The sequence below is a fragment of the Streptomyces sp. NPDC060031 genome, assembly GCF_042736805.1.
Classification (GTDB): Bacteria; Actinomycetota; Actinomycetes; order Streptomycetales; family Streptomycetaceae; genus Streptomyces.
Map to the genome: position 1 here is coordinate 15,704 of NZ_JBHWVM010000060.1, position 20,805 is coordinate 36,508.

The window sequence follows — 20,805 nt, forward strand, 5'->3', positions numbered from 1 at the left end:
CACCCACACAGACCGCCAGAACCCCTCCACGAATCTACGACGCACCCGGGAAACTGGGCGCTCACCCTTCCCTCACGAAGGGATTCGTGAAAGCGTTCACATTCACAAGCAACCTGCCCGCAATACAAGGAGATGGAGCAGCCATGGACTGGCGTCACAACGCCGTTTGCCGCGAGGAAGACCCGGAACTCTTCTTCCCCATCGGCAACACCGGTCCTGCGCTGCTGCAGATCGAGGAAGCCAAGGCCGTCTGCCGCCGCTGCCCCGTTATGGAGCAGTGCCTGCAGTGGGCGCTCGAGTCCGGTCAGGACTCCGGCGTCTGGGGCGGTCTCAGCGAGGACGAGCGCCGCGCGATGAAGCGCCGTGCCGCTCGCAATCGGGCGCGCAACGCCACCGCCTGACATCGACTTTCGAGCCTCGAGCCGCAGCGCGTAGTACCCCGCATCAGCGCTCAGCAACGTGCTCTTGAGCCCCGGACCGACAACCTCCCCCAGCTACCGCTGGGAGGGGCCCGGTCCGGGGCTCAGTGCTGTCCGGCCTGTCCGGACCGCCTTCCGTCACGCTCGGTGAGCGGCCCGCTGCTCACTTCTGCGGGCTGGCCGGTATGTCGAGGACGACCTTGGTGCCGCGCGGCTCGACCCGGACCATGTCGAAGGTGCCGCCGAGCTCGCCCTCCACGAGGGTCCGTACGATCTGCAGCCCGAGATTGCCGGCCCGCTGGGGGTCGAAGCCCTCGGGCAGACCGCAGCCGTCGTCGAGCACGGTGATCAACAGCCGGGCGTCGTCGCGGCCGGCGCCGGAGCGGGCCGCGGACACCTCCACGGTGCCGCCCTCCCCTTGGGTGAAGGCGTGCTCCAGGGCGTTCTGGAGGATCTCGGTCAGCACCATCGACAGTGGAGTGGCGACCTCCGCGTCCAGGATCCCGAAGCGGCCGGTGCGGCGGCAGTCCACCTTGCCCGGGGAGATCTCCGAGACCATCGCGATGACGCGGTCGGCGATCTCGTCGAACTCGACCCGCTCATCCAGGTTCTGAGACAGCGTCTCGTGCACGATCGCGATCGAACCGACCCGTCGGACCGCCTCGTTGAGGGCCTCGCGGCCGTTCTCCGAATCCATCCGGCGGGCCTGGAGCCGCAGCAGTGCGGCCACGGTCTGCAGATTGTTCTTCACCCGGTGGTGGATCTCCCGGATGGTCGCGTCCTTGGTGATCAATTCACGTTCGCGACGGCGCAGTTCCGTGACGTCGCGGCACAGGACGAGGGAGCCGATCCGGGTGCCCTTCGGCTTGAGCGGGATGGCGCGCAGCTGGATGACCCCGCCGTTGCCCTCGACCTCGGTCTCCCGCGGGGCCCAGCCGCTGGCGAGTTTGACGAGCGCCTCGTCCACCGGGCCCCGGGAGGGCGCGAGTTCGGCGGTGGTGTCGCCCAGGTGCTGGCCGACCAGGTCGGAGGCGAGGCCGAGCCGGTGGTACGCGGAGAGCGCGTTCGGGGACGCGTACGTCACCACGCCGTCGGCGTCGAGCCGTATCAGGCCGTCCCCGACGCGCGGGGAGGCGTCCATGTCGACCTGTTGGCCGGGGAAGGGGAAGGACCCCGCCGCGATCATCTGGGCCAGGTCGGAGGCGGACTGGAGGTAGGTCAGCTCCAGCCGGCTCGGTGTACGCACAGTGAGCAGGTTGGTGTTGCGGGCGATCACGCCCAGCACCCGCCCCTCGCGGCGGACGGGGATCGACTCGACGCGGACCGGCACCTCCTCGCGCCACTCCGGGTCGCCCTCGCGCACGATGCGGCCCTCGTCGAGCGCGGCGTCGAGCAGCGGGCGCCGGCCGCGCGGGACCAGGTGGCCGACCATGTCGTCCTGGTACGAGGTGGGGCCGGTGTTCGGGCGCATCTGCGCGACGGACACGTACCGGCTGCCGTCGAGGGTGGGAACCCACAGGACGAGGTCGGCGAAGGAGAGGTCGGAGAGCAGTTGCCACTCCGAGACCAGCAGGTGGAGCCACTCCAGTTCGGTTTCACTGAGAGCGGTGTGCTGGCGTACGAGGTCGTTCATGGAGGGCACGTGGCGAGCGTACCCCGGGTACGTCGGATGACTTTCCGCACCTCGACTACTCAGGAGTATCCAGGAGCCCCGGACTCCGCGTACTGTTGGAGGAAGTGACGGGACCAATGGCCCTGTCATTGGATGGACAGGACAGATTGGTCTAGTCCACAATTGCCACAAGCTTCCGCCCTCCCCGCACAGGAGGACGGATCGAGGTAAGCCGCGCGCTCTGCCCTGACCGCGCAGGCCCCTCCCACCGGCCGCCGGGAACCGCACACCCGTTGGCCGTAAGTACTCCGGGCTACGGTGCCGGGCGGGCTGAGGGTCCCGTCAGGCACCGTGGCCCAGAGGAAAGCAGCCCGGCCCACACAGCCCGGCCCACACAGCCCGGTCTCCGCAGCCCGGCCTACGTCGCCGGCCAGGCCCGCATCGCCACCGCGGCCACCGCCTCCAGCTCCTCCCGGCCCGCGCCGTCGCGCGACTGCTGGGACATCCCCTGAAGCACGGCCCCCGCATAGCGGGCCAGCGCCCGCGCGTCCGTGCCGGCGGACAGTGCGCCGGTGGCCATGTCGGCACGGATCCGGCTCTCGAACATCGCCAGGTTGGCCTCGCGCCGCGCGCGCAGGGCCTGCGCGACCTCCTCCGAGGTCGTGTTGACGGCCGCGCTGATGACCATGCAGCCCGGCGGGTGGGCCGGGTCGGTGTACACCTCGGCGGCCTCGCGCAGGATCCGGTCGATGGCCGCGCGGGCGGTGGGCTCCTCGGCGAGCGCCACGCTGGCGAAGTCCCCGTACCGGCCGCCGTAGACCACCACGACCTCGTCGAAGAGCTTGCGCTTGTCCCCGAAGGCCGCGTACAGGCTGGGCGCGCTGATGCCGAGCGAGGCGGTCAGGTCGGAGATCGAGGTCGCCTCGTAGCCGCGGTCCCAGAAGGCCAGCATGGCTTTGTCGAGGGCCGCGTCGCGGTCGAAGGAGCGGGGCCTGCCGCGCTGTCCGGTCACCATGCGCACATTCTATAGCGCGCACTACGGAATCTGGGATACGGTCTTTTCTGTAGCGACCGCTATCGAATACTGGAGGGGGCGCGTCATGGGCGTGCTCAAGGGGAAGACGGCACTGGTCACGGGCGGCAGCCGGGGTATCGGCCGGGCCGTCGCACTGCGGCTGGCGCGGGACGGGGCGCTGGTCGCCGTGCACTACGGATCCAACGAGGCGGCGGCCGAGGAGGTCGTGGCGGCCGTGGAGGCGGCCGGGGGCCGGGCCTTCGCCGTCGGGGCGGAGCTCGGGGTTCCGGGGGACGCGGAGGCGCTGTGGGCGGCGTACGCCGCCCATCCGCTGGCCACCGAGGAGGTCGACGTCCTGGTGAACAACGCGGGGGGCGCGATCTTCGCGGGGATCGAGGGGACCGACGAGGAGATGTACGACCGGACGCACGCGCTCAACGCCAAGGCGCCGTTCTTCGTGATCAAGCACGGGCTGGCGCGGCTGCGCGACGGGGGCCGGATCGTGAACGTGACCGGCACCCCGGACATCGCCCTGCCCGCGATCCTCGCCACGATCACGGCGAAGGGCGCGGTCAACGCCCTGACCCGGTCACTGGCCGCCGCGCTCGCGCCGCGCGGGATCACCGTGAACTCGGTGGGCCCCGGCATCACCGAGACCGACCTGAACGCGGCCCTGCTCGCGGACCCGGCGGCCCGGGCCCACGTGGCCGCCCGCTCCGTCTTCCACCGGGTGGGCACGTCCCAGGAGGTCGCGGACGTGGTGGCGTTCCTGGCCTCGCCCGACTCGCGCTGGGTCACGGGCCAGCACCTCGACGCGACGGGCGGTCTCCAGCTGGCGCTGCTGTAGCAGGCCCGCGCGAGGAGGATCACGATGGAGTGGGCGAAGGCCCGTCACGGGCGCCCCGCCTCTGCTAGATTGGTCTATACCACACAATCTCTCCAGATCGGCAGGCCCCGCGTGGAAGTTGTCATCGTCCCGGACGCCAAGGCAGGCGGCGAGCTCATCGCGGAGGCCATGGCCGCCCTGGTCCGCCGCAAGCCCGACGCCCTGCTCGGCGTGGCGACCGGCTCGACCCCGCTGCCCGTCTACGAGGCCCTCGCCGCCAAGGTCAAGGCCGGCCGGGTCGACGCCTCGAAGGCCCGGATCTGCCAGCTCGACGAGTACGTCGGCCTGCCGGCCGGCCACCCGGAGTCGTACCGCGCCGTGGTGCTGCGCGAGGTCGTCGAGCCGCTGGGTCTGTCCGAGGACTCCTTCATGGGTCCCGACGGCTCCGCCGAGGACATCGTCGGGGCGTGCGACGCGTACGACCGCGCCCTCGCCGAGGCCGGTGGCGTCGACCTCCAGCTGCTCGGCATCGGCACGGACGGGCACATCGGCTTCAACGAGCCGTGTTCGTCGCTGGCCTCGCGCACCCGGATCAAGACGCTGACGGAGCAGACGCGCGTGGACAACGCGCGGTTCTTCGACAACGACATAGACCAGGTCCCGCACCACGTCATCACCCAGGGCATCGGCACCATCCTGGACGCCCGGCACCTGGTTCTGCTGGCCACGGGCGAGGGCAAGGCCGAGGCCGTCGCGCAGACCGTCGAGGGGCCGCTGTCAGCGCTGGTCCCGGCCTCCGCGCTGCAGTTGCACCGGCACGCCACCGTCGTGGTGGACGAGGCCGCGGCGTCGAAGCTGAAGCTGGCGGACTACTTCCGCCACGCCTTCGCCAACAAGCCCGCCTGGCAGGGTCTGTAGCCGTACCGGTACGACGCGAAGGGCCGGACTCCCGAACGGGAGCCCGGCCCTTCGCACAACCCGGCTCCGCCCCAGCAGGCCGGGCGGGCTACCGGCCCGCGATGACCTCCGCGGCCGCGCGGCCGCAGACGCGGGACGCGCCGTGCGTCGCGACGTGCAGCGCACCGCGGGGCTCCGCGCGCGGGAGGCCCATCTCCACGACCACCGTGTCCGGCCGCGCAGCGACCAGCGCGTCCACGGCCGCCGCCATCCACGGGTGCCGGTGCTCGTCGCGCACCACCGCGACCACGGTCCGCTCCCCCGCCGCGGCCAGGATCTCCTCCGCCGAGGCGCCCTCCGCGTACACGCCCGCCTCGGTGCCCGGCACCAGCGCCGCCAGTTCCCCGGCGACCCCCCACGGCGTCTCGTCCCCCACCGCGATGTTCGCGACGGGCGCGAGCGTGGCGACGTACGGCTCGGTCACCGGCGCGGCGGTGCCCGTCACCACCACCGCGCGGCGGGCCGCTTCGAGCCCGATGCCGGACGCGCGGCTCCCCTCCGGCTGCGCGTCCGGCCGGGACCCCCGGGTCCATTCGGCCAGTGCCCGCACCCGCGCGGCCGCCTGCGCGAGCCGCTCCTCGGAGAGCGCGCCCTCGCGTACGGCCGCGACCAGCGCATCGCGCAACCGCAGCACGGTCGCCTCGTCGGCGAGTCCGCCGCCGACACAGATCGCGTCGGCCCCGGCCGCGATGGCCAGCACCGAGCCGCGCTCGATGCCGTACGTCCCGGCGATGGCGTTCATCTCCATGCCGTCGGTGACGATGAGACCCTCGTAGCCGAGCTCCTTGCGCAGCAGACCGGTCAGGATCTGCGGGCTGAGCGTGGCCGGACGGGTCGGGTCGAGGGCGGGCACCAGGATGTGCGCGCTCATGACGGCCTTGGTGCCCGCCTCGATGGCCGCCTTGAACGGGACGAGTTCGCGCGCCTGCAGCACGTCCAGGTCGACGTCGATGCGCGGCAGCGCGTGGTGCGAGTCGACGTTGGTGTCGCCGTGGCCCGGGAAGTGCTTGGTGCACGCGGCGACGCCGGCGGCCTGCAGGCCCTCGACGTACGCGGCGGTGTGCCGGGCGGCGAGGTGGGTGTCGGCGCCGAAGGAGCGTACGCCGATGACCGGGTTGTCCGGGTTGGAGTTGACGTCCGCGGACGGGGCCCAGTTGAGGTTGACCCCGCACTCGGCGAGCCGGCGGCCCAGCTCGCGGGCGACGGCCCGGGTCAGGTCGGTGTCGTCGACGGCGCCGAGCGCCAGGTTGCCGGGGAAGGACGAGCCGCCCCGTACCTCCAGGCGCGTGACGTCGCCGCCCTCCTCGTCGATGGCGACGAGTACGTCCTCCCGCTCGCCCCGCAGCTGCGCGGTCAGCGCGGCGAGCTGCTCGGGCGAGGCGATGTTGCGGCCGAACAGGCCGACGGCGGTGAGGCCTTCGCGGACCTGGCGCAGCAGCCAGGCGGGGGCCGTGGTGCCTTCGAAGCCGGGCTGGAGGACCGCGAGGGCGTCCCTCGTCAGGGTGTCGGTGCGGTGCGCAAGGACAGTCACGGGCCGTTATCCCTTCACGGCGCCGGCGGTCATGCCGCCGACGGCCTTGCGCTGGAGGAAGACGAAGATGAGCAGGACCGGGAGCGCGAAGAGCGAGGACGCGGCCATGGTGGCGCCCCAGTCGTTGCCGAACGCGGTCTGGAACTGGGTCAGCCACAGCGGCAGGGTCTGCGCGGTCTTGTCCTTGTTCAGGATCAGGACCATCGCGAACTCGTTCCAGGCGGTGATGAAGCCGAAGAGCGAGGTGGACATCAGGCCGGGGGCCAGCAGCGGGAAGATCACCTTGCGGAAGGCCTGGCCGCGGGTGCAGCCGTCGATCTGGGCGGCCTCCTCCAGCGTCACCGGGACGGCGGCGATGAAGCCGCGCAGGGTCCAGATGGTGAAGGGGAGGACCATCACGAAGTAGATCGCGGTGAGCAGCGGGAGGCTGTTCAGGGTCTCGGCGTCGCGGGCGATCATGTACATCGCGATGACCATGACCTCCCAGGGGGCCATCTGCGCCATCATCACGGCGAGGACGAGGCCCTTGCGGCCCTTGAACTTCATCCGGGCGATGGCGAAGCTCGCGGCGAGGGCGACGAGCAGGGCCAGCAGGACGGCGCCGACGGTGACGACGACGCTGTTCGTGACGTACGTCCAGAACAGGTCGACCCCGGTGGCCTTGGTGAAGTTCTCCGTCGTCGGGGTGAAGACGAAGACGGGGTCCTTGGTGAGGATCTCGCTGGACGGCTTCAGGGCCGAGGAGAACATCCAGTAGACGGGGAAGACGAAGACGAGGGCCAGGAGGAGCGCGCCGATGTTCTTGGCGACGGCTGCGGGGCGGACCGGGCGGCGCTTGCGGAGCTGCTGCGGGGGCTTCGCGGACGGCGCGGACGGCGCGGGCTTCGGGGCGGTGGTCGTGCTCACTGCTCCTCCTCCTGCTTCAGGATCAGGCGGAAGTAGAAGGACATGACGATCACGAGGATCAGGATGGTCAGGACGGAGATCGCGGCGGCGAGGCCGTAGTGGGCCTGGCTCTGGCCTTCGACGTAGGCGAAGACCGGGAGGATCTCGGAGGCGCGGTCGGGGCCGCCCTTGTTCATCGCGTAGACCTGGGTGAAGGCCTTGAAGACCCAGATCACCTCAAGGAACGTGGTGATGAGGAAGAAGGGCTTGAGGCTCGGGAAGACGACCTTCCAGAAGGTCTGCCAGCCGTTGGCCCCGTCCATCCGGGCCGCCTCGTACAGCTCGGCGCTGACCGTGGTCAGGCCCGCGTACATGTTGAGGGCGACGAAGGGGACGGATCCCCAGACCACCAGGACCGTGACGATCACCAGGGTGGACAGGCCGGTCTCGAACCAGTTGTGCTGGTCGTAGCCTTCGACGCCGGCGGTGCGCATCACCCAGTTCATGACGCCGAACTGCTCGTCGAACAGCCACTGGAAGACCTGCACGGAGGCGACGATCGGCATGGCCCAGGCCATGACCAGTGCCATCGACAGGACCAGGCGCATCCACTTGCCGAGCTTGTTCAGCAGGATGCCGATGAGGCTGCCCAGCACCATGATCAGCACGACGTTGGCCGCGGTGAAGGCGAAGCTTCGGACGACGACGGTCCAGAACCGGGAGTCGCCCAGCAGCTCGGTGTAGTTGTCGAATCCCGCGAACGGGTACTTCCGCTGGATGAACTCGATCTTGTTGATGTCCTGGAAGGACAGGATCACGTTCTTGATCAGCGGGTAGAGCAGCAGGGTGGCCAGGCTGAGCACGGCCGGCCCGACCAGCAGGTAGGGCAGCCACCCCGAGGGGAGCGACCTCCTGCCCCCGCGAGGAGACGCAGGGCCGGGGCCGCTTTTGGTGGTGGGCACCTTCGGCCGTCCGGCGGACTTCGGTGGTGCGTCCTGTGGAGCGCTGGGCGCCGCTCCCTGGGAGTGCACGGTCATGTCTTGGCTTCCTCGCGGTTGACTGTGGAGTCAAATGCGCGACCGGGGGCGCGGCGGGCGTCTGGGCGCCTGCCGCACCCCCCGGTGCGTTCACACTGCTGGGTCGTGCGGATCCTGCGGGGTGGGACTACTTGTTGATGCGGCTCGCGATTTCCTTGTCCGCGTCCGCGCCCGCCTTGGCGGCGTCGTCACCCTTCAGGACCTTGGCCATGAACTCCTTGATGGGGTTGGGCTCGGTCTCGACGTTCGCCCAGCCCGGGGTGACCGGGGTGATCTTGCCGGAGGCGGCACCCTTGGCCATCGACTCGGCGAAGGAGCCGGGGGCGGCGGTGAAGTTCGCGGCGGCCTGGTTCGGGAGCAGCGCGCCCTCGGTGGCGGCGGCGTACTTGGTCATCTGGTCCTTGCCGGCGGCGAGGGCCAGCCACTCCTTGGCGAGCGCCTTGTTCTTGGAGCGCTCGGCCACGGCGAGGTTCGAGCCGCCGAGGAAGACCGAACCGGGCTTGTCAGCGGTCTTGCCCGGGATCGGGAAGTAGCCGAAGTCGCCTTCCTTGCCCGCTTCCTTCAGGGCCTTCAGCGCACCCTGGGCCTCCCAGCCGAGACCGATCCAGGAGGCGACGCCACCCTTGGGGATGATGTCGGTGGACTGCTGCGGGGTGGCCTCGTCCTTGTCCTTCGGGGCGGTGGAGTAGGACTGGAGCTTCTTGTAGAACTCCATGGCGGAGGCGGCCTGCGGGGTGCCGAGCTGGCCCTTCCACTTGCCGCCGTCCTTGACGGCGAGGTCGCCGCCCTCGTCCCAGACGAAGCCGGCGAGGACGTACCAGCTCTGGCCGGGGAGGTAGATCGGCTGCGAGGCGGGGTCCGAGGCCTTCAGCTTCTCCAGGCCCGCCACCCACTCGTCGCGGGTCTTCGGGGGCGTGACGCCGGCCTTCTCGTAGGCCTTCTTGTCGTAGACGACGACACGGTTGGCGGCGTACCAGGGGGCGGAGTAGAGCTTGCCGTCGACCTCGGCCGAGGCGAGCATGCCCTTCTGCCAGGCGTCGGCGCCGAGCTTGGCCTTGTCGCCGGTCAGGTCGGCGAGGCCGCCGGTGACGGCGTAGCCGGCGGTCTGGGTGTTGCCGAGCTCGATGACGTCGGGCGGGGTGTTCTCGGAGAGGGCGGTGGTGACCTTCTCCTGGATGCCCTTCCACTTCTGCTCTTCGACCTTGACCGTGACACCGGGGTGCTTGGCCGAGAACTCCTTGTTGACCTCGTCGAGCCAGGCCTTCGGCGCGGAACCGTCCATCACCCAGACGGTGATCTCCTTGGCGCCGCCCGCGTCGGTCTTGCCCTTGTCGTCGCCGCCGTTGCCGCACGCCGCGACTCCGACCATCATGCCCGCGACACTGACCGCCGCGATGAGCTTGCGCTTCACGCCACCCTCCTCAGGGATGCTGCCTGCAACTTCCCTCGCCCGCCGCGGTGACACAAGTACTCAAGTACTGCCCGTGGGGCCGGGATCCGATCCATATTGGTGTAGACCAGTAACGGGAGCTTGGCCTAGACCTTTAGGGGTGTCAAGGGTCTAATGAGCGGGTGATCGGTCCGTTATCGGACCGACACCTGGGGGAGGGAGGAGGCCTGTCCTCCCTCCCGTGTCACGATGTGACCGCACATATCGGAGGAGCCGGTGACGGCAGCGAAACTGGAGTCGGGAAGGCGGGCGGCGATGGCCACCGAAGGGGCGACCACGGAGCCGGAAGGCGGGGCAGCCACTCGCACGGCGCGCGTGCCCAAGTACTACCGCCTCAAGCGACACTTGCTCGATATGACCGAAACGCTCCCTCCCGGCACCCCGGTGCCGCCGGAGCGCACGCTCGCGGCCGAATTCGACACCTCCCGGACCACCGTCCGGCAGGCCCTGCAGGAGCTCGTCGTCGAGGGCCGGCTGGAACGCATTCAGGGCAAGGGCACCTTCGTCGCCAAACCCAAGGTCTCCCAGCCGCTCCAACTGTCCTCGTACACCGAGGACATGAGGGCCCAGGGACTGGAACCCACGTCCCAGCTCCTGGACATCGGCTACGTGACGGCCGACGACACCCTCGCGGGGCTCCTCAAGATCGCCACCGGCGGACGGGTCCTGCGCATCGAGCGGCTCCGACTGGCCAGCGGCGAGCCGATGGCCATCGAGACCACGCACCTTTCGGCCAAGCGCTTCCCCGCGCTGCGCCGCTCGCTGGTCAAGTACACCTCCCTCTACACCGCTCTCGCCGAGGTGTACGACGTCCGCCTCGCCGAGGCGGAGGAGACCATCGAGACCTCCCTGGCCACCCCGCGCGAGGCCGGACTGCTCGGCACCGACGTGGGCCTGCCGATGCTGATGCTCTCCCGCCACTCGCTGGACGCCGACGGGGAACCCGTGGAGTGGGTCCGCTCGGTCTACCGCGGCGACCGCTACAAGTTCGTCGCCCGACTCCAGCGCCCCGCCGTCTGATTCACCGCGGCACGACCGGCCGCGCCGTCCGCCACGGGTCCTCGTACCGATATACGGACGGGGTCTTACGTTCAGCGGGTGGGTCCCCCTAGATTCCCTCTGCTCACGCAGGTGATGGACGAGGGGACGAGGAACATGCCGGAACCGGGATCAACAGGTACAGAGCAGAACACGGCGAGTCCGGGCACCACGCCGGGCTCGCCTTCTGCGTCTTCGACGCCGGGAGGCCTTTCGCCGAAGTCGGTGGCCGCCTGGGTGCTGGTCGCACTCATCGGGGCCGTCGGATGGGGCGTGCTGGCCCTCTCACGGGGCGAGGAGATCTCGGCCGCCTGGCTGCTCGCCGCCGCACTGGGCTCGTACGCGATCGGCTACCGCTTCTACGCGCGCTTCATCGCGAACCGCGTGCTGAAGGTGGACAAGACCAGGGCCACCCCCGCCGAACGCCTCGACAACGGTGTCGACTTCCACCCCACCGACCGACGGGTGCTTTTCGGCCACCACTTCGCCGCCGTCGCCGGTGCGGGCCCGCTGGTCGGCCCGGTGCTGGCCTCCCAGATGGGCTACCTGCCGGGCACCATCTGGATCGTCACGGGCGTGATCTTCGCGGGCGCGGTCCAGGACATGGTCACGCTGTTCTTCTCCACCCGGCGCAACGGCCGTTCGCTCGGCCAGATGGCCCGTGACGAGATCGGCCCGGTCGGCGGCGCCGCCGCGCTGGTCGCCGTGTTCGTCATCATGATCATCCTGCTGGCGGTGCTGGCGCTCGTCATCGTGGGCGCGCTGGCCGACTCCCCCTGGGGCGTCTTCTCCATCGGCATGACCATCCCGATCGCCCTCTTCATGGGCTTCTACCTGCGCGTCCTGCGGCCGGGCCGGATCACCGAGGTGTCGGTGATCGGCGTCGCCCTGCTGCTGCTCGCCATCATCGCGGGCGGCTGGGTCGCGGAGTCCTCCCTGGCCGACGTCTTCACGCTGGAGAAGGAGACCCTGGTCCTCTGGATGATCGGGTACGGCTTCCTGGCCTCGGTGCTGCCGGTGTGGATGCTGCTCGCGCCGCGCGACTACCTCTCCACCTTCATGAAGATCGGCACCATCGGCCTGCTCGCGGTGGGCGTGGTCATCGCCATGCCGACGCTGAAGATGCCCGCGGTCACCGACTTCGCCTCCGCCGGCAACGGCCCGGTCTTCGCCGGCTCGATGTTCCCGTTCGTCTTCATCACCATCGCCTGCGGCGCACTGTCCGGCTTCCACGCGCTGGTCTCGTCGGGCACCACCCCGAAGATGATCCAGAAGGAGACCCAGGTCCAGGTCATCGGCTACGGCGCGATGCTGACCGAATCCTTCGTCGCCGTCATGGCGGTCATCGCGGCCTGCATCATCGAGCCGGGGCTCTTCTTCGCCGTCAACTCCCCCGCCGGGGTCGTCGGCACCACCGTCGAGGCCGCCTCGCAGGCGGTGGGCCACTTCGGCTTCGCCATCTCCCCCGAGACCCTCGCCCAGGCGGCCAAGGACGTGGAGGAGACCAGCCTGCTGTCCCGCACGGGCGGCGCCCCCACCTTCGCACTGGGGATGTCGCAGATCTTCTCGTCCGTGATCGGCGGCGCCTCGCTGAAGGCGTTCTGGTACCACTTCGCGATCATGTTCGAGGCGCTCTTCATCCTGACCACCGTGGACGCCGGCACCCGCGTCGGCCGTTTCATGCTCCAGGACACCCTCGGCAACGTCCACAAGTCCTTCAGGGACGTCAGCTGGAAGCCGGGCGTCTGGTTCGCGAGCGCGATCGTCGTCGGCGGCTGGGGCTACTTCCTGTGGGTCGGCGTCAAGGACCCGCTGGGCGGCATCAACCAGCTCTTCCCGCTGTTCGGCATCGCCAACCAGCTCCTCGCGGCGGTCGCGCTGACCGTCTGCACCACGCTGCTGGTCAAGTCCGGACGGCTCAAGTGGGCCTGGGTGACGGCTGTCCCGCTGGCCTGGGACGTGGCCGTCACGCTCACCGCGAGCTGGCAGAAGATCTTCTCCTCGGACGTGGCCGTCGGCTTCTTCGCCCGGCGCGACCTCTACCAGGACGCCATCGACTCCGGCAAGGTCCTCAAGCCCGCCAAGAACATGGGCGAGATGCACACCGTGGTCACCAACGCCACCGTGGACGGGGTCCTGTCGGTGCTCTTCGCGCTGCTGATCATCATCGTGCTGCTGGACGCCGCGCGCACCTGCCTGGGCGCCGTCCGCAACCCCGGGTCGGTCACGCTCTCCGAGGTCCCGTGGACGGAGTCGAAGATCGTCGCCCCGGCCGGTCTGATCGCCACCCCCGAGGAGCGGGCGGAGCTCGCCGCCGCCGGACTCGACTCGGGCGGCGGCCGGGCCAAGGAGCCCGCGGCGTCATGAGCCTGCGCACCGTGCTCGCGAGGGCCCGGTACTACGTACGGGAGTTCACGGGCGAGGCGGCGTACGACCGCCACGTCGCCCACGCCCGCTCCCACGACCCGCAGGCGCGGGTCCCGACCCGCCGGGCCTTCGAACGCGCCCGTACGGACGCCCGCGAGGCCGACCCCCGCGAAGGGTTCCGCTGCTGCTGAGCCGCGTGCGAAGGGCCGCCGGCGCACACTCGACCCCATGGACATCGAGATCAGGGCGGCGCTGCCCGCCGAATACGAGGAGCTGGGCGCGATCATCGCGCATGCGTACCTGGACGACGGACTGCTGGACTTCGAGTCGAACGAGGCGTACGCGCAAGTGCTGCGCGACGTCGCCGGGCGCGCCGCCGAGGGCGAGGTGCTCGCCGCGACCGCCGGCGGCGAACTCCTCGGCGGAGTGACCTTCGCCGCACCCGGCAGCCCGCTGGCCGACATCTCCGGCCCCGCGGAAGCGGAGTTCCGGATGCTGGCGGTGGCGCGCGGGGGCCGCGGGCGCGGCGCCGGCGAGGCGCTGGTGCGCGCCTGCCTCGCCCGCGCCCGGGCCCTGGAGGGGGTCACCCACGTGGTGCTGTCGACCCAGGCGTCCATGTACGGGGCGCAGCGGCTCTACGAGCGCCTCGGCTTCGTCCGCACCCCGGACCGGGACTGGGATCCGGTGCCGGGGCTGACGCTGCTCACCTACCGGCTGGAGCTGTAACACCACGTTCAGCAAGGGGCCGACACAACATGTGGGGGCTACCGCATCAAGGCGCCCCCACATGTATGCTCATGCTCGCTGTCGTCGCAGGGGAATCCGGTGAGAATCCGGAACTGTCCCGCAACGGTATGAAATGCACCCATCCGTGTATCCGCAAGTCCGAGGACCTGCCGACAGTGCGCCCGGCTCGACCGAACCGGGTGCCGATACGTCCGGGCCTCGCGGTTGGGCCGGTGGACGCCATGCGGTGTACGCGTTCTGCCACCCCCGCATGCGCCCGCTCGCACCCCCGCCCCGCCGAAGTCCGGGCCGAGCGAGGGAGAGCACCCCCCGTGACCATCGCGCCTGCCGCGCCGCGCGCCGAGTCCGACCTGCCCGCAGTCGAGGGTCCCGGGACCGCGTTGCTGCGTACCCTCACCGAGCTGACGGCCGACCTCCGCGACACCGACCCCGGCCGCGTCGCCGCCGCCGCGCTGCGCGGGCGCAGCTCCGCCGCGGACGAGGCCGAGCTGCGCGGGCTCGCCACCGAGGCCGCCGCCGGTCTGATCTCCGAGGACCCGGCGTACTCCCGGCTGGCCGCGCGCCTGCTGACGATGGCCGTCGCCGACGAGGCCGCGGGCCAGGGGGCCACCTCCTTCTCCGCCTCCGTCGAGGTCGGCCACCGCGAGGGGCTGATCGCCGACCGCACGGCCGAGTTCGTACGCCTCCACGCGAGCCGCCTCGACGCGCTGGTCGAGCACGCCCTCGGCGAGGGCGCCGACGACCGCTTCGGCTTCTTCGGCCTGCGCACCCTGCACAGCCGCTACCTCCTGCGCCACCCGATCACCCGCCAGGTCATCGAGACCCCGCAGTTCTTCATGCTGCGCGTGGCCTGCGGCCTGGCCGAGGACGAGAGCCTGCGCGCCGTCGAGGAAGTGGCCTCGCTGTACCGGCTGATGAGCCGCCTCGACTACCTGCCGTCCTCCCCCACGCTCTTCAACTCCGGCACCCGGCACCCGCAGATGTCCTCCTGCTACCTGCTGGACTCCCCGCTGGACGAGCTCGACTCGATCTACGACCGCTACCACCAGGTCGCGCGCCTCTCGAAGCACGCCGGCGGCATCGGTCTGTCGTACTCCCGCATCCGCGCCCGCGGTTCGCTGATCCGCGGCACCAACGGCCACTCCAACGGCATCGTGCCGTTCCTGAAGACCCTCGACGCCTCCGTGGCCGCCGTGAACCAGGGCGGCCGACGCAAGGGCGCCGCCGCCGTCTACCTGGAGACCTGGCACGCGGACATCGAGGAGTTCCTGGAGCTGCGCGACAACACCGGCGAGGACCAGCGCCGTACGCACAACCTGAACCTCGCCCACTGGGTGCCGGACGAGTTCATGCGCCGCGTGAACGCCGACGCCGACTGGTCGCTGTTCTCCCCGGCCGACGTCCCCGAGCTGGTGGACCTGTGGGGCGACGAGTTCGACGCCGCCTACCGCAGGGCCGAGGGGTCGGGCCTGGCCCGCAAGACCATGCCCGCCCGCGACCTGTACGGCCGGATGATGCGCACCCTCGCGCAGACCGGCCAGGGCTGGATGACCTTCAAGGACGCCTCCAACCGCACCGCGAACCAGACCGCCGAGCCCGGCTCGGTCGTGCACTCCTCCAACCTGTGCACCGAGATCATCGAGGTCACCAACGACGGCGAGACGGCCGTCTGCAACCTCGGCTCGGTCAACATGGGCGCCTTCGTCGTGGCCGGCGCCGACGGCCCGGAGATCGACTGGGAGCGGCTGGACGAGACCGTCCGCACCGCCGTGACCTTCCTCGACCGCGTGGTGGACATCAACTTCTACCCGACCGAGCAGGCCGGGCGCTCCAACGCCCGCTGGCGGCCGGTGGGTCTGGGCGCGATGGGCCTCCAGGACGTCTTCTTCAAGCTGAAGCTGCCCTTCGACTCCCCCGAGGCGAAGGCGCTGTCCACGAAGCTCTCCGAGCGCATCATGCTCGCCGCGTACGAGGCCTCCTGCGACCTCGCCGAGCGCAGCGGCCCGCTGCCGGCCTGGGAGCAGACCCGTACCGCCCGCGGTGTCCTGCACCCGGACCACTACGACGTCGAGCTGAACTGGCCGGAGCGCTGGGACGCGCTGCGCGCCCGCGTCGCGAAGACCGGCATGCGCAACTCGCTGCTCCTCGCCATCGCCCCGACGGCGACGATCGCCTCGATCGCGGGCGTGTACGAGTGCATCGAGCCGCAGGTCTCCAACCTCTTCAAGCGCGAGACCCTCAGCGGTGAGTTCCTCCAGGTCAACGGCTACCTGGTGGAGGAGCTGAAGGAGCTCGGCGTCTGGGACGCGCAGACCCGTGAGGCGCTGCGCGAGTCCAGCGGCTCCGTCCAGGGCTTCGGCTGGATCCCGGCCGAGGTGCGCGAGCTGTACCGCACGGCGTGGGAGATCCCGCAGCGCGGCCTGATCGACATGGCCGCGGCGCGCACCCCGTTCCTCGACCAGTCGCAGTCGCTGAACCTGTTCCTGGAGACGCCGACCATCGGGAAGCTGTCCTCGATGTACGCGTACGCCTGGAAGCAGGGCCTGAAGACCACGTACTACCTGCGCTCGCGCCCGGCCACGAAGATCGCCCGTGCCGCGCAGGCCGCCACCCCCGCAGCGCTCCCCCAGGCCGTCGCCGACGCGGAAGCGCTCGCCTGCTCCCTTGAGAACCCCGAGTCCTGCGAGGCCTGCCAGTAATGAGCTCCAACGAGACCAAGAACCTCCTGGACCCGGGCTTCGAGCTCACCCTTCGCCCCATGCGCTACCCGGACTTCTACGAGCGCTACCGGGACGCGATCAAGAACACCTGGACGGTCGAGGAGGTCGACCTCCACTCCGACGTGGCCGACCTCGCCAAGCTGACGCCCGCCGAGCAGCACATGATCGGGCGGCTGGTCGCGTTCTTCGCGACGGGCGACTCGATCGTCTCGAACAACCTCGTGCTGACGCTGTACAAGCACATCAACTCCCCGGAGGCGCGCCTGTACCTGTCGCGCCAGCTGTTCGAGGAGGCCGTGCACGTCCAGTTCTACTTGACGCTGTTGGACACCTACCTCCCGAACCCGGACGACCGCGCGGCCGCCTTCGACGCGGTCGAGGAGATCCCGTCGATCCGTGAGAAGGCGCAGTTCTGCTTCAAGTGGATGGATTCGGTCGAGAAGATCGACCGGCTGGAGACGCAGGCCGACCGCCGCCGCTTCCTGCTGAACCTGATCTGCTTCGCCGCGTGCATCGAGGGCCTGTTCTTCTACGGCGCCTTCGCGTACGTGTACTGGTTCCGCTCGCGGGGTCTGCTGCACGGGCTGGCGACGGGCACCAACTGGGTGTTCCGCGACGAGACCATGCACATGAACTTCGCCTTCGAGGTCGTGGACACGGTCCGCAAGGAGGAGCCGGAGCTCTTCGACGAGGCCCTTCGCCAGCAGGTCACCGACATGCTGAAGGAGGCCGTGGAGGCCGAGCTGCAGTTCGGCCGCGACCTGTGCGGTGACGGCCTGCCGGGCATGAACACCGAGTCGATGCGCGAGTACCTGGAGTGCGTCGCGGACCAGCGCCTGGTCCGCCTCGGCTTCCCGCCGGTGTACGGCTCGCAGAACCCGTTCTCGTTCATGGAGCTCCAGGGCGTCCAGGAGCTGACGAACTTCTTCGAGCGCCGCCCGTCGGCCTACCAGGTCGCGGTCGAGGGCACGGTCGACCTGGACGAGGACTTCTAGCCCGTACGAGCAGGTGCGCCGGGAGCCGGAACGCGACGGATGTCCGCGTCCCGGCTCCTCGCGTTCGGGGCCGGGAGCGGCGCCGGGACCGGGGGCGGGGCTCAGTGAGCCATGTGACCCCGTCGCCAGGTGCCGAACCGGATGCCGCGCCTGCGCGGGGTGGGCGCGAGACCGCCCGACCGCTGGCGCGGCAGCCACACCCGCCGGGTCGCGGCGGCCCGCAGCTGCCGGTCGATCCGCCGGTCGCTCCGGGCCCCGTACAGGCTGGGCCCGAGCAGCACGGCGGCGATGGCCAGGACGGCGAGGTAGTTCACGAAGGTGCTCATACCTCCACTGTCCGCCTGATCGGCCATGATCGACCAGTGGCAGGACTGTCACCAAAGAGCGAATTACTGCCACACTGGATCCATGCTGACCAACGTAGCCGTAGCGCTCGTCGACGGAGTCGCCCCCTTCGAGTTCGGGATCTTCTGCGAGGTCTTCGGGATCGACCGCGGCGCCCAGGGCCTGCCGGTATACGACTTCGCCGTCTGCGCGGCCGAGGAGGGCCCGCTGACCATGGCCGACGTCGGCTTCGCCATCGCGCCCGCGCACGGCCTGGAACGGCTGGAGGAGGCGGACCTGATCTGCCTGCCCGCCGACCGGCGGGCCCCCGTACGGGAGTACCCCGAGCCGTTCCTCGACGCCCTGCGCCGGGCGGTGGACCGGGGCGCGCGGGTGCTCAGCGTGTGCAGCGGCGCCTTCGTGCTCGGCGCGGCCGGTCTGCTGGACGGGCGGCGCTGCACCACCCACTGGATGCACGCCCCCGCGCTGGCCCGCCGCTTCCCGCGGGCCCAGGTCGACCCGGACGTGCTCTACGTGGACGAGGGCTCTGTGATCACCTCGGCCGGCACCGCCTCGGGCATCGACGCCTGCCTGCACGTGGTCCGCCAGGAGCACGGGGCCGAGGTGGCCAACACCATCGCCCGGCGGATGGTCGTACCGCCCCACCGGGACGGCGGGCAGGCCCAGTTCATCCGGCGGCCGCTCCCGCGCACCGCCTGCGACACGGTCGGGGAGGTCATCGGGTGGATGGCCCGCCACCTGGAGGAGGAGATCACCGTCGAGCAGCTCGCGGAGCGCGCGCACATGTCCCCGCGCACCTTCGCCCGCCGCTTCCTCCAGGAGACCGGCACCACCCCGTACCAGTGGGTGCTGCGCCAGCGGGTGCTGCTGGCCCAGGAGCTGCTGGAGTCCACGGACGACACGGTCGACGCCATCGCGGGCCGCTGCGGATTCGGCAACGCGCCCGCCCTGCGCCACCACTTCCTGCGGACCCTGGGCACCACGCCGAATTCCTTCCGGCGTGCCTTCCGGGGCCCGCAGGCCGTCGCTCAGGCGTTCGGGACGGTCTCGTAGCGCGGAGTGCCCTCTTCCATCTGCCGCAGCGCGTCCTTGCGGTCGCGCTTCGAGAGCCGGTCGATGTACAGGTACCCGTACAGGTGGTCGGTCTCGTGCTGGAGGCAGCGCGCGAAGTAGCCGGTGCCCCGCACCTTGATCGGGTTGCCCTGCGCGTCCTGGCCGGTGACCTCGGCGTAGTCCGGGCGGGCCAGCGAGGCGTACGCGGTCGGGACCGACAGGCAGCCCTCGTTCGAGTCGTCCAGCACGCGGGCGCCGGTCGGCAGCTCGACGAGCTTGGGGTTGACCACGACACCCGTGTGGCGCTTGCCGTCGTCGTCCGGGCAGTCGTAGACGAAGACCTTGGCGTCCACGCCGATCTGGTTCGCGGCCAGGCCCACGCCCTCGGCGGCCTTCTGGCTGGCGAACATGTCGTCGATCAGCTGCGCCAGCTCGTCGCCGAACTCGGTGACGTCCTTGCACTCCCGGTGCAGCACGGGGTTGCCCACCACCGTGATCGGGCGGGCGGTGCCGCGCTCCCGGTAGGCGAGCTCGCGCGCCTCACAGTCCTCGGTGTCCACGACGTAACCGTCGTTCGCTCCACCGACGACACCGACCTCGACAACGTCGTTCTCCTGCTGCGCCATGTCCGCCGTACGCCTTCCGTAAGTCCACCAAGTCACCGATGTGCCGGTACAGCCTACGGCCCCCGCTCAGCAGACTTCCTCGAGATCCCGCCACTCCCTGGACTCCGGGCTGTCCGCGACCCAGCCGTCGAGCAGTCCGCGCACCAGACCGGCCGGCGCCGCGATCCCGCACTCGCGTTCCGGCACCCACAGGGACCCGGACCCGGCCGTACGGTGCCCCAGCGGGCCGGGGTGCCCCGGTTCGCTGTGGTCGTGCGGATCCAGGTGCTCCCCGTCGCCCTCGCCGCTCGGCATCGCGCTCTCCGAGCAGGTCCGGCACAGCAGCCGCACCGAGGAGGACCAGTCCTCGGCCGCGAAGCCCGCGTCGGAGGCCAACTGCTCCAGGGCGTTGCGGTCCGCCTCGGTGGCCGCCTCCAGCAGCACCACCCAGGTCGGCACCGGCGAGGGCGCCCACAGCTCGATCTCGTCGAAGACGGGGTAGGAGGGGCCGGCCGCGGTGACCCGCTCGCCGTGCGGGACCCCGTCGTGCAGCACGACCTCGCCCCAGCGCCGCCCCGAGGAGGGCAGCGGGATCGACAGGACCTCCATGCGCGCCGGGTCCAGCCGGCGGCCCCAGACCACCTCGGCCTCGCCCTCGGGCGACAGCCGCACGGCGGCGCTGCCGAGCTCCATGCCGACCGGTTCGCCGGTGTGCTTACCGTTGCCCGCCCCCGCGCCGTGCGGGTCCCCGGGCACCCTCAGCCCGTACGCCTGCCAGGCGCGGCGGGCCAGCGGCCAGTCCTGGAGCGCGGTCGCGGCGATCCCGACGTTCCACCAGTCCGGGGCGCCCGTCTCGCGGTCCAGCAGGGCCACGGCGCGCAGCCCGGCGGACCTCGCCTGCTCCCAGTCGTGCCGGAACTTGTGCAGCAGGGCCAGGTTGAACCAGGACTCGGACAGCCAGGGCTCCAGGTCCGCGGCTCTGGTCAGGAGCGCGCCCGCGTCCTCGTACCGCCCGTCGCCGATCAGCGTGAACGCGCGGTCGGTGGCCTGCCGCCACGAGGCGGAGGGCCGATGCCGTACCTTCCCGAAGATCCTCACGATTCCCGCCTGCCTGGGGGCACCACCCAGCGGTGGCTGGGGGACAACGGTGCAGCCTTGCGGACACTGTCACGGACACTCTCACTCGCATCCAACCATGCCCAC

19 protein-coding genes and 1 riboswitch are annotated in these 20,805 nt (G+C 70.7%); of the genes, 10 read left to right on the forward strand and 9 right to left on the reverse strand.

Translation table 11 applies throughout. The features are described from left to right. Window positions 1-143 precede the first annotated feature (143 nt). A complete protein-coding gene (locus ACFWB8_RS24450; RefSeq protein ID WP_004937597.1) occupies window positions 144-401 on the forward strand; it encodes a WhiB family transcriptional regulator in 258 nt (85 codons plus the stop codon). Between the two features lie 181 nt (window positions 402-582). On the opposite strand, the gene ACFWB8_RS24455 is transcribed toward ACFWB8_RS24450, so the two are convergent. Both ACFWB8_RS24455 and ACFWB8_RS24460 read right to left on the reverse strand, forming a co-directional pair. Further along, entirely contained in the window at window positions 583-2,052 is a 1,470-nt protein-coding gene (locus ACFWB8_RS24455) for a sensor histidine kinase (RefSeq protein ID WP_385230956.1), read from the reverse strand. A 397-nt stretch (window positions 2,053-2,449) separates the two neighbouring features. Further along, window positions 2,450-3,046 (reverse strand): TetR/AcrR family transcriptional regulator, encoded by a 597-nt coding sequence (locus tag ACFWB8_RS24460; protein WP_385230870.1) that lies wholly within the window; start codon window positions 3,044-3,046, stop codon window positions 2,450-2,452. A gap of 85 nt (window positions 3,047-3,131) precedes the next feature. On the opposite strand from ACFWB8_RS24460, the gene ACFWB8_RS24465 reads away from it, so the two are divergent. Next, window positions 3,132-3,893, forward strand: coding sequence for an SDR family oxidoreductase (locus tag ACFWB8_RS24465; protein WP_385230873.1), 762 nt, complete (start codon window positions 3,132-3,134; stop codon window positions 3,891-3,893). Between the two features lie 111 nt (window positions 3,894-4,004). Continuing rightward, a complete protein-coding gene (nagB, locus tag ACFWB8_RS24470) occupies window positions 4,005-4,790 on the forward strand; it encodes a glucosamine-6-phosphate deaminase (protein ID WP_385230876.1) in 786 nt (261 codons plus the stop codon). A gap of 88 nt (window positions 4,791-4,878) precedes the next feature. On the opposite strand, the gene ACFWB8_RS24475 is transcribed toward nagB, so the two are convergent. The 4 genes from ACFWB8_RS24475 to ACFWB8_RS24490 form a co-directional block, all read right to left on the reverse strand. After that, complete coding sequence (locus ACFWB8_RS24475; protein ID WP_385230879.1) at window positions 4,879-6,360, reverse strand: glycoside hydrolase family 3 protein; 1,482 nt, start codon at window positions 6,358-6,360, stop codon at window positions 4,879-4,881. A gap of 6 nt (window positions 6,361-6,366) precedes the next feature. Next, window positions 6,367-7,158 (reverse strand): carbohydrate ABC transporter permease, encoded by a 792-nt coding sequence (locus ACFWB8_RS24480; protein ID WP_385230959.1) that lies wholly within the window; start codon window positions 7,156-7,158, stop codon window positions 6,367-6,369. Window positions 7,159-7,262: 104 nt separating this feature from the next. After that, window positions 7,263-8,282 carry a carbohydrate ABC transporter permease gene (locus tag ACFWB8_RS24485; RefSeq protein WP_385230882.1) on the reverse strand — a complete coding sequence of 340 codons (1,020 nt, stop codon included), beginning with the start codon at window positions 8,280-8,282 and terminating at the stop codon, window positions 7,263-7,265. Between the two features lie 127 nt (window positions 8,283-8,409). Beyond that, complete coding sequence (locus ACFWB8_RS24490) at window positions 8,410-9,693, reverse strand: extracellular solute-binding protein (protein WP_385230885.1); 1,284 nt, start codon at window positions 9,691-9,693, stop codon at window positions 8,410-8,412. 294 nt (window positions 9,694-9,987) lie between these two features. Between ACFWB8_RS24490 and ACFWB8_RS24495 the strand changes: the two genes are divergently transcribed. From ACFWB8_RS24495 to ACFWB8_RS24520, 6 genes are all read left to right on the forward strand, one after another. Further along, window positions 9,988-10,752, forward strand: a complete 765-nt coding sequence (locus ACFWB8_RS24495) for a GntR family transcriptional regulator (RefSeq protein ID WP_365918853.1) — start codon at window positions 9,988-9,990, stop codon at window positions 10,750-10,752. 135 nt (window positions 10,753-10,887) lie between these two features. Then, window positions 10,888-13,137, forward strand: a complete 2,250-nt coding sequence (locus tag ACFWB8_RS24500) for a carbon starvation CstA family protein (RefSeq protein WP_385230888.1) — start codon at window positions 10,888-10,890, stop codon at window positions 13,135-13,137. After that, window positions 13,134-13,328 carry a YbdD/YjiX family protein gene (locus ACFWB8_RS24505; RefSeq protein ID WP_385230891.1) on the forward strand — a complete coding sequence of 65 codons (195 nt, stop codon included), beginning with the start codon at window positions 13,134-13,136 and terminating at the stop codon, window positions 13,326-13,328. Before ACFWB8_RS24500 ends, ACFWB8_RS24505 begins: the two co-directional genes overlap by 4 nt. Before the next feature lie 37 nt (window positions 13,329-13,365). Next, window positions 13,366-13,863, forward strand: coding sequence for a GNAT family N-acetyltransferase (locus ACFWB8_RS24510; protein WP_385230894.1), 498 nt, complete (start codon window positions 13,366-13,368; stop codon window positions 13,861-13,863). A 58-nt stretch (window positions 13,864-13,921) separates the two neighbouring features. Further along, window positions 13,922-14,053, forward strand: a riboswitch (cobalamin riboswitch). A gap of 142 nt (window positions 14,054-14,195) precedes the next feature. Next, window positions 14,196-16,583, forward strand: coding sequence for a ribonucleoside-diphosphate reductase subunit alpha (locus ACFWB8_RS24515; RefSeq protein WP_385230897.1), 2,388 nt, complete (start codon window positions 14,196-14,198; stop codon window positions 16,581-16,583). Then, a complete protein-coding gene (locus tag ACFWB8_RS24520) occupies window positions 16,583-17,599 on the forward strand; it encodes a ribonucleotide-diphosphate reductase subunit beta (protein ID WP_385230900.1) in 1,017 nt (338 codons plus the stop codon). Before ACFWB8_RS24515 ends, ACFWB8_RS24520 begins: the two co-directional genes overlap by 1 nt. A 101-nt stretch (window positions 17,600-17,700) precedes the next feature. Here the strand turns inward: ACFWB8_RS24520 and ACFWB8_RS24525 are convergent, their stop codons facing one another. Beyond that, on the reverse strand, window positions 17,701-17,925 hold the full coding sequence (locus tag ACFWB8_RS24525) for a hypothetical protein (protein ID WP_385230903.1): 225 nt from the start codon (window positions 17,923-17,925) through the stop codon (window positions 17,701-17,703). Between the two features lie 82 nt (window positions 17,926-18,007). Here ACFWB8_RS24525 and ACFWB8_RS24530 point away from each other — a divergent pair, with 82 nt between their 5' ends. Beyond that, window positions 18,008-18,997: a helix-turn-helix domain-containing protein gene (locus tag ACFWB8_RS24530; protein ID WP_385230906.1), complete on the forward strand. Its 990-nt coding sequence runs from the start codon at window positions 18,008-18,010 to the stop codon at window positions 18,995-18,997. On the opposite strand, the gene def is transcribed toward ACFWB8_RS24530, so the two are convergent. After that, window positions 18,973-19,623 (reverse strand): peptide deformylase, encoded by a 651-nt coding sequence (gene def, locus ACFWB8_RS24535; protein ID WP_385230909.1) that lies wholly within the window; start codon window positions 19,621-19,623, stop codon window positions 18,973-18,975. The genes ACFWB8_RS24530 and def overlap by 25 nt on opposite strands. A 66-nt stretch (window positions 19,624-19,689) precedes the next feature. Further along, window positions 19,690-20,700 (reverse strand): tetratricopeptide repeat protein, encoded by a 1,011-nt coding sequence (locus ACFWB8_RS24540; RefSeq protein ID WP_385230912.1) that lies wholly within the window; start codon window positions 20,698-20,700, stop codon window positions 19,690-19,692. Between the last annotated feature and the right edge of the window lie 105 nt (window positions 20,701-20,805).

Bases quoted from the DNA above. Each gene is read 5' to 3' on its own strand.
- ACFWB8_RS24450 (WP_004937597.1), top strand. From the start codon at position 144: ATGGACTGGCGTCACAACGCCGTTTGCCGCGAGGAAGACCCGGAACTC.
- ACFWB8_RS24455 (WP_385230956.1), bottom strand. From the start codon at position 2,052: ATGAACGACCTCGTACGCCAGCACACCGCTCTCAGTGAAACCGAACTG.
- ACFWB8_RS24460 (WP_385230870.1), bottom strand. From the start codon at position 3,046: ATGGTGACCGGACAGCGCGGCAGGCCCCGCTCCTTCGACCGCGACGCG.
- ACFWB8_RS24465 (WP_385230873.1), top strand. From the start codon at position 3,132: ATGGGCGTGCTCAAGGGGAAGACGGCACTGGTCACGGGCGGCAGCCGG.
- ACFWB8_RS24485 (WP_385230882.1), bottom strand. From the start codon at position 8,282: ATGACCGTGCACTCCCAGGGAGCGGCGCCCAGCGCTCCACAGGACGCA.
- ACFWB8_RS24495 (WP_365918853.1), top strand. From the start codon at position 9,988: ATGGCCACCGAAGGGGCGACCACGGAGCCGGAAGGCGGGGCAGCCACT.
- ACFWB8_RS24500 (WP_385230888.1), top strand. From the start codon at position 10,888: ATGCCGGAACCGGGATCAACAGGTACAGAGCAGAACACGGCGAGTCCG.
- ACFWB8_RS24505 (WP_385230891.1), top strand. From the start codon at position 13,134: ATGAGCCTGCGCACCGTGCTCGCGAGGGCCCGGTACTACGTACGGGAG.
- ACFWB8_RS24510 (WP_385230894.1), top strand. From the start codon at position 13,366: ATGGACATCGAGATCAGGGCGGCGCTGCCCGCCGAATACGAGGAGCTG.
- ACFWB8_RS24520 (WP_385230900.1), top strand. From the start codon at position 16,583: ATGAGCTCCAACGAGACCAAGAACCTCCTGGACCCGGGCTTCGAGCTC.
- ACFWB8_RS24525 (WP_385230903.1), bottom strand. From the start codon at position 17,925: ATGAGCACCTTCGTGAACTACCTCGCCGTCCTGGCCATCGCCGCCGTG.
- ACFWB8_RS24530 (WP_385230906.1), top strand. From the start codon at position 18,008: ATGCTGACCAACGTAGCCGTAGCGCTCGTCGACGGAGTCGCCCCCTTC.
- def (WP_385230909.1), bottom strand. From the start codon at position 19,623: ATGGCGCAGCAGGAGAACGACGTTGTCGAGGTCGGTGTCGTCGGTGGA.